This is a genomic window from Blattabacterium cuenoti, from assembly GCF_014251995.1.
GTDB lineage: Bacteria > Bacteroidota > Bacteroidia > Flavobacteriales > Blattabacteriaceae > Blattabacterium > Blattabacterium cuenoti_AE.
In genome coordinates this window covers 231,773-246,793 of sequence record NZ_CP059205.1, presented here as the reverse complement: position 1 = coordinate 246,793, position 15,021 = coordinate 231,773, and the positions used below count along the sequence as shown (strand labels likewise).

The window sequence follows — 15,021 nt, the reverse complement described above, 5'->3', positions numbered from 1 at the left end:
ATAATATTTGATTTTGAAAATAAAAAAATACAATTTTTCTTAGGTTGGAGGTATTGTTTTGCTTCTCTCAATTTCTCTTATTGAATCCCTTTTTCTTAAAGATTCACGTTTATCGTATATTTTTTTTCCTTTAGCCAAAACTATTTTTAGTTTTGCATATCCTTTATTATTAATAAATAATTCAACAGGAATAATGGTTAATCCTTTATTTTTCAATTTTTTATTAATTTTTTTTAATTCTTTTTTTTTCAACAATAATTTTCTTTGTCTTCTACTTGAATGATTACAATTAGTCCCGAATTTATATTCGGATATATACATATTAATAGAGTATAATTCCCCATTAGTCATTTGACAAAAACTTTCCGAAAGACTAACTTTGTGTTGCCTAATAGATTTCATTTCTGTTCCAAGAAGTTGGATTCCAGCTATATAATACTCTAAAAAATGATACTGAAACTTAGCCTTCCTATTTAAAATGCTCATAAACATAAATAATTAATCATTACTTTTGTAATTGTAATTATAATTGTATAAATCAAAAACAATTAAATAAATAGTGCATTGGCATTTATAACAACTTAAATAATTAAAAAAACAAAAATAAATATAAAATATTACACTACACTTAATAAATACACTTCACAATTAATGATTAATGTTTTAATGAGTCTTTAATTAAAAGATAAAGAATAATGAATATACAATATTTAAAGAATTTATGTTCTCAGGTAAGAAGAGATATTTTACGTATGGTTCATAATGCAAAATCTGGGCATCCCGGAGGATCTTTAGGATGTACAGAATATTTTGTAGCATTATATCATGAAATAATGCATTATAATGCTACAAAATTTACTATGAATGGGAAAAATGAAGATTTATTTTTTTTATCTAATGGACATATTTCTCCTGTTTATTATAGTATATTGTCCCGTTCTGGATTTTTTCCAGTTAAAGAGTTATCTACTTTCAGAAAACTAAATTCACGTTTACAAGGACATCCTTCTGTTCATGATGGACTTCCAGGAATCCGTATTTCTTCTGGTTCTTTAGGACAAGGAATGTCTGTAGCTATTGGTGCTGCTTTATCCAAAAAATTAAATAAAGAATTTGATAGGATTATTTACAGTCTACATGGAGATGGGGAGTTAAATGAGGGACAAATTTGGGAATCAATATTATATGCAGGATCAAAAAATATAGATAACTACATAGCAACTGTTGATTACAATAGACAACAAATAGATGGAACAACAGACGAGGTTTTATCTCTCGGAAACTTAAGAAAAAAATTCGAATCTTTTAATTGGAAAGTTTTAGAGGAATTAGAAGGAAACAATATAGAAAAAGTTATTAATATTTTAAAAAACGCGAAAAATGAAATTGGTAAAGGAAAACCTATTTTAATTATTCTATATACCCAAATGGGGTATGGAGTAGATTTTATGGTAGGAGATAATACCTGGCATGGTAAATATCCTAACAAAAAAGAATTAGAAAAAGCTTTACTTCAACTTAAATTAAGTGAAAGTTCATTAGAAGATTATCCCATATCATAAATTTAGAACACAATATATTTTTCAATAAAATATGATTAAGAATATTATTGCAAAATTTTTGTTTGCATACATAATAATAGCATGTGTATTATGTTTATGTTTCATTCAAAAATAAGTTGTTATTATGATCACAATTATGATATAAACCACACAAAAATCGTAACGTGAATGATTATAAAAAAATTATAAATAAAAATTGAAAAATTAAAAAAGAATTATATGATATGAATATGAAACAGTATGAAAACAAAGGATTAAAAGAAACCAGAGCTGGATTTGGAGAAGCTTTAACTTTTTTGGGAGAAAAAAATACCAAAATAGTAGCCTTGTGTGCAGACCTGACTAGTTCTTTATTTATGAATCAATTTTCTAAAAAATTTCCCGAAAGATTTTTCCAAATCGGAATAGCAGAAGCTAATATGATGGGAATAGCAGCTGGACTGACCATTGGTGAATATATTCCATTCGCTGGAACATTTGCTAATTTTGCAACTTCTCGTGTATATGATCAAATACGCCAATCTATTGCTTATTCTCATAAAAATGTAAAAATATGCGCTTCTCATTCTGGACTTACTTTAGGTGAAGATGGTGCGACACATCAAAGTTTAGAAGATATTGGTATGATGAAGATGTTGCCTGGAATGACTGTTATTAATACGTGTGATTATAATCAAACTTATTCTGCAACTTTAGCCATAGCTGATTATTTTGGACCAGTATATTTACGTTTTGGACGTCCTGCCGTAGCTAATTTTACAGATAAAAATCAAGTTTTTGAAATTGGAAAAGCTGTTTTACTAACAAAAGGAAAAGATATTACTGTTGTCTGCACAGGACATTTAGTATGGGAAGTTTTAGAAGCCTCTAAAGTTTTGTATCAAAAAGAAGGAATAGAATGTGAAATCATTAATATTCACACAATAAAACCATTAGATGAAAAATCTATTATTAGATCTGTAAATAAAACAAAATGTATTTTAACTGCGGAAGAGCATAATTATTGGGGAGGGTTAGGAGAAAGTGTAGCAAGAATACTAACTACTAATAGATGTTTTGTTCAACAAAGCTTTATAGCTGTAGATGACATTTTTGGGGAAAGTGGGAAACCTATGGAACTTTTAAAAAAATATAATATTGATCGTAATGCTATTATTAAGAAAATAAAACTTTTAATAGGAAAAAAAGGAAAAAAGAAAAATTGAAATTGGAAATTAAAAATATACAAAAATTGGTTCATGATTGGATTTTAACTCATGGAGTTCGTTATTTTGATGTGTTAACCAATACCATTCTCTTATCAGAGGAAGTTGGTGAGGTTTCTAGAATTATTGCTAGACGTTATGGAGAACAATCTAGAAAAAATAATTTTCAGGAAAAAAATGAAGATCTTGGAGAAGAATTATCAGATGTATTATTTGTTGTAATTTGTTTAGCAAATCAAAATGGAATCAATTTAGAAGAATGTTTTCATAAGAAATTAAAGAAAAAAGAAATAAGGGACCATAAAAGACACCATAAAAATGAAAAATTAAAATAAAATATGTCTTCTTATATTAATCTTTATAAAAAAAATAATTCATTATCCGGTTTTATATCTATAACAGGATCAAAAAGTTTATCTAATCGTCTTTTAATTTTAAAAGCTATTTATAATGACAATATTCAGATTAAAAATCTTTCGAATTGTGAAGATACAAAAATATTAAAAAAAAGTTTAGAAAGTACATCTAATATAATAAACGTTCATCACGCAGGAACTGCTATGCGTTTTTTAACTTCTTATTTTGCTATACAAGAAGGAAAAGAAATCATATTAACAGGGTCAAATAGAATGAAAGAAAGACCTATACTTGGACTTGTAGAAGCTCTAAGAAAGTTGGGATCTAAAATCAATTTTTTAGAAAACAATGGATATCCACCAATAAAAATTTTTGGGAAAAAAATTTTAGGAGGAAATGTAGATATAAATGCAAAAATTAGTAGTCAATATATTACATCTTTAATGTTAGTAGCCAATAAATTCAAGACAGGACTTAGAATTTATTTAAAGGGACATATAACATCTATTCCATACATAAAAATGACTTTTGATTTGCTAACTATGATTGGAATAAAAGTTTCTTGGGAAAAAAATTTTATCCATATTTATCCAACTATAAATAAAGGAAAAAAAACTTTTTATATAGAATCAGATTGGAGTTCTGCATCTTATTATTACTCTATATCTGCAATCGCAAAAAATAGTAATATTACTTTATCCTCATATAATGAAGAAAGTTTACAAGGAGATAAAGAAATTGTCTCTATATATAAAAACAATTTTGGAGTATGCACTTCTTTTAATAAGAAAGGAGTAATTACTCTAAGAAAAAATTCTAATTTTTTTTATAAAAAATTTATTAATCTAAAATTAGATAAAACCCCAGATATTGCACAAACTATTGTTGTTACTTGTGCAATTCTTGGAATAAAATGCAGTTTAAAAGGATTGGAAACATTAAAAATTAAAGAAACAGATAGATTATTTGCATTAAGAGAAGAATTATTAAAATTTGGTATAATCACCAAGATTACAGATTCATGCTTAGAAATTATAGATTTTTACAAAAAAAAAATCAATACTTTTGTAAGGATAAAAACTTATCAAGATCATAGAATGGCAATGTCATTTTCTCCATTTGGATTATGTTCTCCTTTTTTACAAATAGAAGAACCAAATGTTGTAGAAAAATCATATCCTAATTTCTGGAACGATTTGAAATCATTGGGATTTTTGGTTGATTATTATGAGAAATAAATAAAATTCTTCTTGCCATAACAAATCTTTTATCCCAATATTTTTGATGTAAATGAGATATAATTACTCCATGAGATGTGGAAGCATGAATAAAAAATATTTGATTATAATTTACACCAATCACTAATCCTACATGGTTTATTTTATTTGAAATACTTCTTGTTCTTGTAGAAAAAAATAAAAGATCTCCTTTTTCTATTTTATTTTTTGGAATAAAAAAACCTATTTTAGATTGATGATAAGAAATTCTAGGTAAAGAGATTTTATAATGGGAAAAAATATTTTTTATTAGAGCAGAACAATCAATTCCCATTTTTGTTCTTCCTCCATATCTATATGGAGTAAACATGTAGTTTTTAGCTTTTTCCACGATACGTTCTTTTGTATTATGCCTAAATAATTTTTTCTTAACTATTTTAAAATAATCTTTTGAGGGAGCATAATCTTTATTGTATATTATTTTCTGTTTTCTTTTTCTGATAAATATTCTTTCATATTTTTTTCCCGAATTTCCATATAATGAAAAAAAAACAGAAAAAAAAACTATAAAAAAAGTGATTATAAAATTTATAATAAAAATTTTTTATAAAAAGAAACCAACAATTTATCAAATATAAACAAAATATTTACATTAAAAAAAATAAATTTAATTTGTATATTTTAATTATTAATTTCATCTGATTCTGAAATAACAGAGAAATAAAATCGTTATAAAGGCCCATTCGTCTATTGGTTAGGACGTCAGGTTTTCATCCTGGAAAGAGGGGTTCGATTCCCCTATGGGCTACTAAAATTTATTAATTTTATGGCCAATCATTTATCTTCCTTAAAGAGAATTAGGCAAAATTATACTAGACGATTACGTAATAAATACGTATATAAAAGCACAAAAACAGCCATTAAAAAATGGCTAAAAGAAAGAAAAAAAGAAAAATATCCCATGATAATTTCTATGATAGACAAATTATCTAAAAAAAATATTATACATGTAAATAAAGCATCCAGATTTAAGAAAAAATTAAGTAAAAAATTTAATTCTATAATTAATGATATGTAAAAATTTATGTATATTATTTTTTAATGTTTTTACGTGAAAAAATTGTTAAAACAATAATTATTTTAGTTTTTATCCTGATTTTTATTATTTAAGTTTTCATTAGTAATCTGTTGTGATTTTTAATGAATGTATTATGACTGTTATTACATAAAATGAAAATGAATTTATTATCTCCAATAGGAGTATTTGATTCCGGAATTGGAGGACTTCTTATAGCAAAAGAAATTGAAATACAAATGCCTAATGAAAATTTAATTTATTTTGGAGATACGATTAATATGCCTTATGGTGAAAAATCTAAAGATTTTATCGAAAAAAATTCTTTAAGGATAGCTTCTTTTCTTTACAAAAAGAAATGTAAAGCTTTGGTTATTGCGTGTAATTCAATAACGTCTAATGCATTAGATGTTATTGAAAAAAAATTCAATAAAAAAATATTAATATTCAATGTCATAGATCCCGTAGTAAAAAGTAAAATTTTTCTTTCTTCCAAAAGAATAGGAATAATTGCTACATCTGCTACTATACGTTCCAATTTTTATATAAAAAAAATAAAACAGAATTATAAGCATTTAGAAATAAATCAGATATCGACTTCTTTATTAGCTCCAATGATTGAAAAAGGATTGAAAATAAAAAAAAATATTATTCAAAATTACTTGAATAATTTTAAATCAATAGATACTTTATTATTGGCTTGTACTCATTATTTTTTTCTTAAAAAAGAAATAGAAAATTTTTATCATGGAAAAGTACATCTTATTGATGTACAAAAAATAGTAGTAAAAGAAATTAAAAAAAAATTATATAAAGAAAAATTATTACGGATTTTTCCTAACTGTAAGAAAATTAACCATATTTTTTATACATCTAATTTAAAAAAATCCACTTTTTTTGAAAAAAAAACTAGAACTCTTTTTGGAAAAAAAGCATTTATTAAGAAACATATTTTTTAATATTTTCTGATTTGCGCATCAATTACCGATAAAGTTGTTAAATTAACTATATCTTCTATACTAGATTGTATTGGTATAATTTGTGTGGGTTTTTTTATTCCTACCATTATAGGACCAATAGTTTGAATATTTCCTAATCCTTTGATAAATTTATAGGTTATACTACCTGATTCCAGATTCGGAAAAATAAAAATATTTGCTTTTTTTCTAACAAGCTTAGAAAGAGGAAATTTGCTAGCTAATAAAAATTCATTTAAAGCAAAATCTGGTTGTAATTCCCCATCTACTATTAGATTTGGATGATTTTTATGTAAAAAACTTACAGTTTTAAATATTTTAGAAGATATTTTTGAATTAGATGAAAAATTTTGGAGAGACAACATTGCTATATGCGGTTCAATATTGAATTTTTTAACTAAATGAGATACCATTAATACTATTTTAGTTAATTCTTCACTTGTTGGATTTTGGATAACTGCTATATCTGCTAAAAATAAGGGGCCACGTTTTGTCAATAAAAGCATCATTCCTGCTATTATTTGATTTTTTATAGAATTTTTTTTTCCAAAAATTTCTAACATAGGACGTAGACTTAATGAAAAATTTTTTGAGTATCCTGTAATGACTACATCAGCTTCTTTTTGGTCAACAATCATAGATCCAAAATAATCATTAGTATGCATATCCATTATAGAATTATATAAAGTTAAACCTTTTCTATTTCTTTTTTTCCAAAGAATTTTAGCAAAGTTTTTTACCTTATTTTCATTTTCTTTACTTTTTGGATCTATAATTATTGATTTAATATCAAGTTTATTTTCATTTATTAAATGTTTTATTTTATCTTTATTTCCTAAAACAATAGAATTTTCAATTATACCTTCTTCATAAAGAATTTGAATAGATTTCAGTACATTATATTCTTCTCCATTGCAGAAAACGACTCTTTTAGGATTTGTACGGGCTCTATTTTTAATCATTCTTAACATTTTGTCTTCATATTCCATTCTATCAAGTAGTTGTTCCTGATAAATATCCCAATCTAAAATTGGATTCCTTGCTACTCCAGAATCTATGGCAGCTTTGGCTACGGCTGGTGCAACACGAACAATTAAACGATTATCAAAAGGTTTCGGTATAATGTATTCCTTCCCAAAAGAAATATTTTTTTTATTATAAATAATATTTACTTGTTCCGGAACAGGTTCCTTTGCTAAGGAAGCGATAGCATATACAGCGGCTAATTTCATTTGATCATTAATAACACTAGCATGTACATCTAGTGCTCCTCTAAAAATATAAGGAAATCCTAGAACATTATTAACTTGATTTGGATAATCACTTCTTCCTGTAGCCATAATAACATCTGGACGTATTTTAACTGCTAAATTATAATCTATTTCTGGATCAGGATTAGCCATAGCAAATACAATAGGATCTCTAGCCATATTTTTCAACATATCAGAAGTTAATATTCCCCCTATAGATAATCCAATAAAAACATCTGCATTTTTAATTGCTTGGTCCAATTTTTGTATTGGATTACGAATACTAATAGCAAATTCTTTTTTTTCTTTATTTAAATCATTTCTTGAAAAATGCAACAATCCTTTGCTATCAAACATGAAAATATTTTCAGGATTAACCCCAAGTTTTTTATAAATTCTTGTGCAAGAAATAGCAGCAGCACCAGCTCCGTTTACTATCATTTTTATTTTAGAAATTTCTTTTTTAACATAAGTAATAGCATTTAATAATGCTGCTCCTGATATAATAGCAGTTCCATGTTGATCATCATGCATAACAGGAATATTTAATTCTTTTTTAAGTTTTTTTTCTATTTCAAAAGCTTCTGGAGATTTAATATCTTCTAAATTAATTCCTCCGAAAGTAGGAGAAATAGCTTTTACTATTTCTACAAATTTTTTAGGATCAGATTCATTTATTTCTATATCAAAAACGTCAATTCCAGAAAAAATTTTAAATAAAAAGGCTTTTCCTTCCATAACAGGTTTAGAAGCCAATGCTCCAATATTTCCAAGACCTAATACAGCTGATCCATTTGTAATAACTGCAACAAGATTTCCTTTGGACGTGTATTTATATACTTCTTGAGAAGAACGGGCTATTTCTTTACAAGGTTCTGCTACTCCAGGAGAGTATGCAAGAGATAAGTCTTTTTGACTTCTATATTTCTTTGTTGGAGTTATTTGTATTTTTCCAGAAGGAAATTTACTATGGTAATTTAAAGATTCTTCACGAAAAGAATTTATTTTTTTTTTCATTTTCTCATGCATATTAAATATAGTTAGTTAATTTATTGAAAATACATTATTTCCAATAAAAATCTTTTTCCAAAAAGTATTTTCTATCTGATTTCCACCTAATTATAAGCTTGTAATGTCCTTTTTTTAAAAATTTTTTTGGAATGAATAATATTTTTTTTGAATATTTAGATTTTTGGAAATATTTTGTAATATCCAAATTTTTAGAAGAAAATCTTAATAAAGTAAAAAATCCATAAATATCTTTACTGAAATACGGAAATACAATTCCAATTCCAGAGGATAAGATTATAATTTTTGTTCTTTTATTTTCAGGAAGCATTAATACATTTTTCTTTTCATTTATAATTTCTTGATATTTTATTTCTTCTTCATAATATTTATCTGATATAAGTTCACTTTTTGGATGAGGGAAAAAAAAAGTTATATAAATGACAAATCCCATAAAAAAAATCAACGATAAAATAATTCCAAAGCTCCAGTTGAATTTTAATTTCATAATTTCATATTATTTCTATAAATAAGTAATAAATTTGGAATATTATTCTTGTGTTTTTCTACTCCATTCTATTATCTTTTTTCCTTGAGGAGCTTTTCCTATTAAAGGTTTTTTAACCTTTTGATTAATAAAATAAACGTAACTGGAAATTTTTTCAATATCATTTCCTTTAATTTCTCCTGATTTTCCAAAATCACGCATAGTAGGATTGTTATTACTACCATTCCATATTATAGAAAAAATATTCTTAAATAAAGATTTTTCATATTTATTAATCCAATATTCATCCGTTAAATTAGGTCCTATATTTCCACTTCCATCCGACTTATGGCAAGTCGAACAATTTTCATTAAAAAGGATTTTTCCACTATTAATCAAGTTTTTTTTAAAATAAGAATTTTCTATAGTTGCTTGGGGGGAATTTTTTTCAAATATTTCTATTTCCTTTATTTGTTTTTTATAAGCTATATTATATTCTTTATAAGGATTTGAAAAATCTATAAATAAATAAGAAAGGAAATAAATCATTGAAAAAGCAATTGTAAAATAGAAAAGATGAATCCACCACATTGGTAATTTATTATCTAATTCTATAATTCCATCAAATCCATGATCTATTTTTTTAACCTCATTTTTTGAATTTTTAAAATCATGAAATATAAATTTGTAAAATCTATAAAAGTAATTTCCTTCATTTTCTTCAAGAATTTTTAATCTTTCCTTTTCTGTAAGAAATTGAATCTTTCTTTTAAAAATTAAGTGATTAATAGATTCTAAAATCCATAATAATACTGTAATTATAATAAAAAAAGAAATAATTATAGGATGAAAAAAATAAGACATGTAATTATAGCTTTTAAAAAAAACGTAAAACATGAATATTATAATAGATAAAAAAGAAGGAATTATAATAAAAGACGAAATTTTAGATCTCATAAATCTTTTTGTTTTTTTCTGTCATTCAATGGGAGAAAACTTATTTCTTCATAATATTTTTTTGGTTTTGAAAAAATAAAAAATAAAATCAAAGAAAAAAATAAAAAGAATAGAATCAACATAATAGACTGGAAAATTCCAATGTTTTTTTCTCCTTTAAAATAATGTTTTAAAAAACTAATCATATTTTTGAATCTTTTTTTTAAGATTTAATATCTGTTCCTAAACGTTGTAAATAAGCAATTATGGCTATAATTTCTCTTTTTTCTAAAGGAATAAATTTGTCTTTTTCTTTTTTTCTCTGCTGATCAATTCCAAATTTTAAATTTGGATATTCTTTGTAAATATCAGACACAATTTTATTTGCTTGACGATCCATATCTTTTTCTATATTTTTGACATATTCTAAAGTATATGGAACTCCTAATTTTATCATTGCTTTTATTTTTTTTTCTGTATTAGATCTATCTAATTTATTGAATATTAACCAAGGATATCTCGGCATAATAGATCCAGGTGAAGTTGATCTAGGATTATACATATGATTATAATGCCAAGAATTAGGATTTTTTCCTCCTTCTCTAGCTAAATCAGGACCTGTTCTTTTAGATCCCCAAAGAAATGGATGATCATACACAAATTCTCCAGCTTTAGAATATTCTCCATAACGAACCACTTCATCTCTAAATGGACGGACTTGTGCACTATGACAAGAATTACATCCTTCTCTAACAAATAAATCTCTTCCTTCCAATTCAAGAGCTTTGTAGGGTTTAACATTATGGATTGTGGGAACATTTGATTTAATAACTAAAGTAGGAATTATTTCTATCACTCCTCCAATAGCTACTACTATAAAAGCAAAAATTGTCAATTGTATTGGTTTTTTTTCCAACCAATTATGAAATGTTTCATTTTCATCTTTTTTATTTTCATAAAATGGATCACATTTAAATTTTTCATTATTAATTGAATTTCCTATTTGAATTGTTTTTAAAACATTAAAAATCATTAAAATAAAACCAATAAAATAAATTAATCCTCCTATAAATCTTATTTTATAAAATGGAATAATAGATATTACTGTATCTAAAAAATTTTTATAAACTAAAGTTCCATCCGGATAAAATTTTTTCCACATTGTGGATTGTAATATAGATCCAAAATACATTGGAAAAATGTAAAATATAATCCCTAAAACACCTAGCCAAAAATGGATATTGGCTAATAATTTAGAATATAATTTCGTATTCCATATTTTTTTGGTTAACCAGTATATAATTCCAAAAGCCATAAATCCATTCCATCCTAAAGTTCCTAGGTGAACATGGGCTATAATCCAATCAGTGAAATGTCCAATAGAATTTAAAGTTTTAGTAGCTAACATTGGTCCTTCAAATGTTGCCATTCCATAACAAGTAATTCCAACTACAAAGAATTTCAAAATAGGATCTTTTTTGACTTTGTTCCAATCCCCTCTTAATGTTAACAATCCATTTAACATTCCACCCCAAGAAGGAGCAATTAACATAATAGAAAAAATAGTTCCTAACATTTGAGCCCAATTAGGAAGAGATGTGTACATTAGATGATGAGGTCCTGCCCATATATATACAAAAATTAAAGACCAAAAATGTATAATAGAAAGTTTATAAGAAAATATAGGTTGATTAGAAGATTTTGGTACAAAATAATACATTAATCCTAATATTGGAGTTGTTAAGATAAATGCTACAGCATTATGTCCGTACCACCACTGCATCAAAGCATCTTGAACACCAGCATATATGGAATAACTTTTAAAAGACAAAAGAGATATAGGTAATTCAAGATTATTAAATAAATGTAACATAGCTACAGCAACCCATGTCCCTAATAAAAACCAAATACTAACATACAAATGTTTTATTCTTCTGTTTAAAATAGTCCCTATTACATTAATTCCATAAATAATCCATATAAGAAGGATCCATATATCTATTGGCCATTCATGTTCGGAATATTCTTTACTAGTATTTATTCCTAATAAAAAAGTAATCCAAGTAGAAAAAATAAATATTTGCCATCCCCAAAAATGAATCCAACTAAGAACATCACTAAAAATTCTTGTTTTTAGTAATCGTTGTAAAGCATAATAATAACCAGTAAAAATTATATTACCAACAAAAGCAAAAACAGTGGTATTAGTGTGTAACATTCTCCATCTTCCAAACCCCATGATTCCTTGAGAATCCTTAAGTTTATTACCAAAAATAAAATCAGGAATTTCTGGATGAAATAATAATAAAGCTATAAACAATCCAGCTATAAATCCAAAAAAAGCCCAAAAAATTGTAGCATATAAAAAAGCTTTTACAATTTTATTGTTATAATAATATAATGTATTTTCTAATTTTATTTTCATCATTAATCAGTTATATTTTCAATATCATTATCAATTAAAATCCTTATTTTTGGGGATTCTAAATCATCAAATTGTCCATTATAAAGGCTAATTAAAAAGATAATAAGGAAAAGTGCTCCTAAAAAAACACTAGATAATATCATAATAATTAATATACCCATAAAAACATAAAATTTTTGATAATTAGTTTATCAAGAAAACTAAAATATAAATTTTCTCGAAACTAAAAAAGTAGATATAATAGAAAAAAAAATAACAGAAAAAGAGCTCAAGGGCATTAAAATAGAAGCAATTAAAGGTTCTAAATTACCGGTAACAGCAAAATAAATTCCTATAACATTATAAAATAAACTAATTATAAAATTAATAACCACTAATTTTCTAGAAAATTTAGATATCTTCAGAAAGATAAAAATTTTATCTAAACAATCAGATTGCAAAAAAGCGTCACAATTAGGAAAAAATCCAATTGTATTTTCAGAAACAGAAACTCCTACTTCGCTTTGATTAAGGGCAGCACAATCATTGATTCCATCTCCAAACATCATTATTTTTTCTCCTTTATTTTGCAATTTTTTAACATAATTTAATTTATCCTCTGGGCTTTGATTAAAAAAGATCTTTCCAGTTTTAGGTAAAATAGATTTTAAATAATTTTTTTCTAATTCGTTTTGATCCCCTGAAAGGATAACAATTTTGTATTCATTCAGCATTTTAAATATTTTTTTTATATTTTTTCTGTAATAATTTCTAAATAAAAAATAGCCTATCAATTTTTTATTGATAGAAATAAATACTGCTGTTTTTTGATTATCATTTATTGTAACTCCCAAGTATTTTTTAGATCCAATTTTAACCGATTTATTTTTTATATTTCCTTCTAATCCTTTACCTTTAATTTCTTTAAAATTTTTCACAGTATAAAAATCATTTACAAATAATTCTGATAATATTTTTTGACTTAGAGGATGATTAGAATTCCTTAATAAGGATGCTATTATTTTTTTTTCTTCATATTTAATATTCCCTACAAAGAATATCTTTTCTTTATTAGGATCAGTTATGGTACCTGTTTTATCAAAAATTAAAGTTTCTATTGTAGAAATTCTTTCCATTGTAAATATATCTTTTATATAAAATTTTTTTTTGGAAAAAAATCGTATGATATTTCCAAATATCAACGGAGTAGAAAGAACTAAAGCACAAGGACAAGTAATAATTAATACTGAAAAAGTAGTTTGAAACATTTTCTGAATATCATCATTTAAATACCAGTATATTCCAGTTATTATTGAAATAGTTAAAATAATAGGAGTAAAAAATTGACTAAATTTAGTAGATATTGAATTTAGATAAAATAATTTTTTACGATAGTGAGAAGAATAATTGCTTTTTTTCCATAGTAAGCTTAGGTAACTGTGATCTACATTTTTAATTATTTTCAAAAGAATAGCTTCTCCTTTTTGTTTAGATCCAGCATAAATTTTATCCCCTATTTTTTTATTTATTAAATAAGACTCTCCCGTAATAAAACTATTATCTAGTACTGCCTCTCCCTTTATAAGAATAGAGTCAGAAGGGATAATATCTTCATTTCTAATTAAGATGATATCTCCTTTTTTCAAAGAAGAAAGAAAAACTTTTTTTTCTTTTTTATTATGAACTTTTGTTACCATAATTGGATAAAAAGATTTATAATTCTTATTGAAAGAAAGAATTTTGTTATGAGTATGAATTTGAAGTATTCTACTTATGATTATGAATAAAGAAAAACTGGAAATGCTATCAAAATAACCATAACCCAAATCAAAAAAAATTTCATAAAAACTCCATAAAAAAAGAACTAACATTCCAATAGAAATAGGAACATCTATATTTATGATATGTTTTTTCAGTCCAAGAAAAGCATATTTAACATGATCCAGAAGAGAAAATATTACAACTGGAAAAGATAAGATTAACATTAGATAACGAAAAAAATTTCTATTTTCTAAAAACCATGGTTCTTTATAAGCTCCGACATAGCCAGGAATAGCTAAAAGCATTATATTTCCGAAACAGAAAAAGGAAATAGCAAGTTTTCCTATTAACTTTTTGTCAAAAATATTTTTTTTTCCTTGTTTTTCTATTGATTCAAAGTTAATGGAAGGACAATACCCCATTTTATTGAGTAATTCAGCTAATTCACTTAGTTTTATATTAGAATTGTTAAATGTTATACAAATTTGTTTTCTAGAAAAATCAACAGTAGATTCTAAAATACTTTTGTGATATTTGGAGATGTTTTCTAATGTCAAAATGCAAGAACTACAATAAATAGAAGGAATTGTAAAACGAACAGTTGTGATATTATTATGATTAAAATCAATTATTTTTTCTGCAATTTCTTTTTTATCAAGAAAATGAAAATCATTTTTCATAATTATGATGAATCATTATTATAATAAATAAAATTTCAGTTAGAATTAATCTTTGAATTACAGAGAGAGAAATGTAATTTCTATTTAATTGGATATTTTAAT

Annotated in this window: 15 protein-coding genes and 1 tRNA gene; 7 read left to right on the top strand and 9 right to left on the bottom strand. The window is 24.9% G+C overall.

Features of this window, described 5'->3' with window-relative positions; all coding sequences use genetic code 11:
• Positions 1-39 precede the first annotated feature (39 nt).
• Positions 40-486 (bottom strand): SsrA-binding protein SmpB, encoded by a 447-nt coding sequence (smpB, locus tag H0H51_RS01165; RefSeq protein ID WP_185877037.1) that lies wholly within the window; start codon positions 484-486, stop codon positions 40-42.
• A 209-nt stretch (positions 487-695) separates the two neighbouring features.
• Between smpB and H0H51_RS01160 the strand changes: the two genes are divergently transcribed.
• The 4 genes from H0H51_RS01160 (at position 696) to H0H51_RS01145 (ending at position 4,362) form a co-directional block, all read left to right on the top strand.
• Positions 696-1,562: a transketolase gene (locus H0H51_RS01160; RefSeq protein WP_185877036.1), complete on the top strand. Its 867-nt coding sequence runs from the start codon at positions 696-698 to the stop codon at positions 1,560-1,562.
• 230 nt (positions 1,563-1,792) lie between these two features.
• A complete protein-coding gene (locus H0H51_RS01155) occupies positions 1,793-2,767 on the top strand; it encodes a transketolase family protein (protein ID WP_185877110.1) in 975 nt (324 codons plus the stop codon).
• A 2-nt stretch (positions 2,768-2,769) separates the two neighbouring features.
• The gene (locus H0H51_RS01150) at positions 2,770-3,102 is read left to right on the top strand and encodes a nucleotide pyrophosphohydrolase (RefSeq protein ID WP_185877035.1); all 333 of its coding nucleotides are present in this window, start codon (positions 2,770-2,772) and stop codon (positions 3,100-3,102) included.
• A gap of 3 nt (positions 3,103-3,105) precedes the next feature.
• Positions 3,106-4,362: a 3-phosphoshikimate 1-carboxyvinyltransferase gene (locus H0H51_RS01145; protein WP_185877034.1), complete on the top strand. Its 1,257-nt coding sequence runs from the start codon at positions 3,106-3,108 to the stop codon at positions 4,360-4,362.
• On the opposite strand, the gene H0H51_RS01140 is transcribed toward H0H51_RS01145, so the two are convergent.
• The gene (locus tag H0H51_RS01140) at positions 4,304-4,711 is read right to left on the bottom strand and encodes a C40 family peptidase (protein WP_185877033.1); all 408 of its coding nucleotides are present in this window, start codon (positions 4,709-4,711) and stop codon (positions 4,304-4,306) included. The two genes, H0H51_RS01145 and H0H51_RS01140, sit on opposite strands and share 59 nt — an antisense overlap.
• Before the next feature lie 366 nt (positions 4,712-5,077).
• On the opposite strand from H0H51_RS01140, the gene H0H51_RS01135 reads away from it, so the two are divergent.
• From H0H51_RS01135 to murI, 3 genes are all read left to right on the top strand, one after another.
• Positions 5,078-5,149: transfer RNA gene (locus tag H0H51_RS01135), tRNA-Glu, on the top strand.
• Positions 5,150-5,167: 18 nt separating this feature from the next.
• Positions 5,168-5,419, top strand: coding sequence for a 30S ribosomal protein S20 (gene rpsT / locus H0H51_RS01130; protein ID WP_185877032.1), 252 nt, complete (start codon positions 5,168-5,170; stop codon positions 5,417-5,419).
• Positions 5,420-5,571: 152 nt separating this feature from the next.
• Positions 5,572-6,375, top strand: coding sequence for a glutamate racemase (gene murI / locus H0H51_RS01125; RefSeq protein ID WP_185877031.1), 804 nt, complete (start codon positions 5,572-5,574; stop codon positions 6,373-6,375).
• Here the strand turns inward: murI and H0H51_RS01120 are convergent.
• From H0H51_RS01120 to H0H51_RS01090, 7 genes are read right to left on the bottom strand one after another with little or no spacing between them, the layout of a single operon-like run.
• Complete coding sequence (locus tag H0H51_RS01120) at positions 6,372-8,660, bottom strand: NADP-dependent malic enzyme (RefSeq protein ID WP_185877030.1); 2,289 nt, start codon at positions 8,658-8,660, stop codon at positions 6,372-6,374. The two genes, murI and H0H51_RS01120, sit on opposite strands and share 4 nt — an antisense overlap.
• Before the next feature lie 46 nt (positions 8,661-8,706).
• Positions 8,707-9,159: a cytochrome C oxidase Cbb3 gene (locus H0H51_RS01115; protein ID WP_185877029.1), complete on the bottom strand. Its 453-nt coding sequence runs from the start codon at positions 9,157-9,159 to the stop codon at positions 8,707-8,709.
• A gap of 42 nt (positions 9,160-9,201) precedes the next feature.
• Positions 9,202-10,095, bottom strand: coding sequence for a cbb3-type cytochrome c oxidase N-terminal domain-containing protein (locus H0H51_RS01110; protein WP_185877028.1), 894 nt, complete (start codon positions 10,093-10,095; stop codon positions 9,202-9,204).
• On the bottom strand, positions 10,092-10,280 hold the full coding sequence (locus H0H51_RS01105; protein WP_185877027.1) for a cytochrome oxidase: 189 nt from the start codon (positions 10,278-10,280) through the stop codon (positions 10,092-10,094). Before H0H51_RS01105 ends, H0H51_RS01110 begins: the two co-directional genes overlap by 4 nt.
• Before the next feature lie 17 nt (positions 10,281-10,297).
• Positions 10,298-12,499 carry a cytochrome-c oxidase, cbb3-type subunit II gene (gene ccoO, locus H0H51_RS01100; protein WP_185877109.1) on the bottom strand — a complete coding sequence of 734 codons (2,202 nt, stop codon included), beginning with the start codon at positions 12,497-12,499 and terminating at the stop codon, positions 10,298-10,300.
• 2 nt (positions 12,500-12,501) lie between these two features.
• Positions 12,502-12,642, bottom strand: coding sequence for a cbb3-type cytochrome oxidase assembly protein CcoS (gene ccoS, locus H0H51_RS01095; protein ID WP_238784241.1), 141 nt, complete (start codon positions 12,640-12,642; stop codon positions 12,502-12,504).
• A 57-nt stretch (positions 12,643-12,699) separates the two neighbouring features.
• Positions 12,700-14,919 carry a heavy metal translocating P-type ATPase gene (locus H0H51_RS01090; RefSeq protein ID WP_185877025.1) on the bottom strand — a complete coding sequence of 740 codons (2,220 nt, stop codon included), beginning with the start codon at positions 14,917-14,919 and terminating at the stop codon, positions 12,700-12,702.
• Positions 14,920-15,021 lie beyond the last annotated feature (102 nt).

Excerpts from the sequence above, each read along its gene's own strand:
- smpB (WP_185877037.1), bottom strand. The coding sequence starts at position 486 with ATGAGCATTTTAAATAGGAAGGCTAAGTTTCAGTATCATTTTTTAGAG.
- H0H51_RS01160 (WP_185877036.1), top strand. The coding sequence starts at position 696 with ATGAATATACAATATTTAAAGAATTTATGTTCTCAGGTAAGAAGAGAT.
- H0H51_RS01155 (WP_185877110.1), top strand. The coding sequence starts at position 1,793 with ATGAAACAGTATGAAAACAAAGGATTAAAAGAAACCAGAGCTGGATTT.
- H0H51_RS01145 (WP_185877034.1), top strand. The coding sequence starts at position 3,106 with ATGTCTTCTTATATTAATCTTTATAAAAAAAATAATTCATTATCCGGT.
- H0H51_RS01140 (WP_185877033.1), bottom strand. The coding sequence starts at position 4,711 with ATGTTTACTCCATATAGATATGGAGGAAGAACAAAAATGGGAATTGAT.
- rpsT (WP_185877032.1), top strand. The coding sequence starts at position 5,168 with ATGGCCAATCATTTATCTTCCTTAAAGAGAATTAGGCAAAATTATACT.
- murI (WP_185877031.1), top strand. The coding sequence starts at position 5,572 with ATGAAAATGAATTTATTATCTCCAATAGGAGTATTTGATTCCGGAATT.
- H0H51_RS01120 (WP_185877030.1), bottom strand. The coding sequence starts at position 8,660 with ATGAAAAAAAAAATAAATTCTTTTCGTGAAGAATCTTTAAATTACCAT.
- H0H51_RS01115 (WP_185877029.1), bottom strand. The coding sequence starts at position 9,159 with ATGAAATTAAAATTCAACTGGAGCTTTGGAATTATTTTATCGTTGATT.
- H0H51_RS01110 (WP_185877028.1), bottom strand. The coding sequence starts at position 10,095 with ATGAGATCTAAAATTTCGTCTTTTATTATAATTCCTTCTTTTTTATCT.
- H0H51_RS01105 (WP_185877027.1), bottom strand. The coding sequence starts at position 10,280 with ATGATTAGTTTTTTAAAACATTATTTTAAAGGAGAAAAAAACATTGGA.
- ccoO (WP_185877109.1), bottom strand. The coding sequence starts at position 12,499 with ATGAAAATAAAATTAGAAAATACATTATATTATTATAACAATAAAATT.
- ccoS (WP_238784241.1), bottom strand. The coding sequence starts at position 12,642 with ATGATATTATCTAGTGTTTTTTTAGGAGCACTTTTCCTTATTATCTTT.
- H0H51_RS01090 (WP_185877025.1), bottom strand. The coding sequence starts at position 14,919 with ATGAAAAATGATTTTCATTTTCTTGATAAAAAAGAAATTGCAGAAAAA.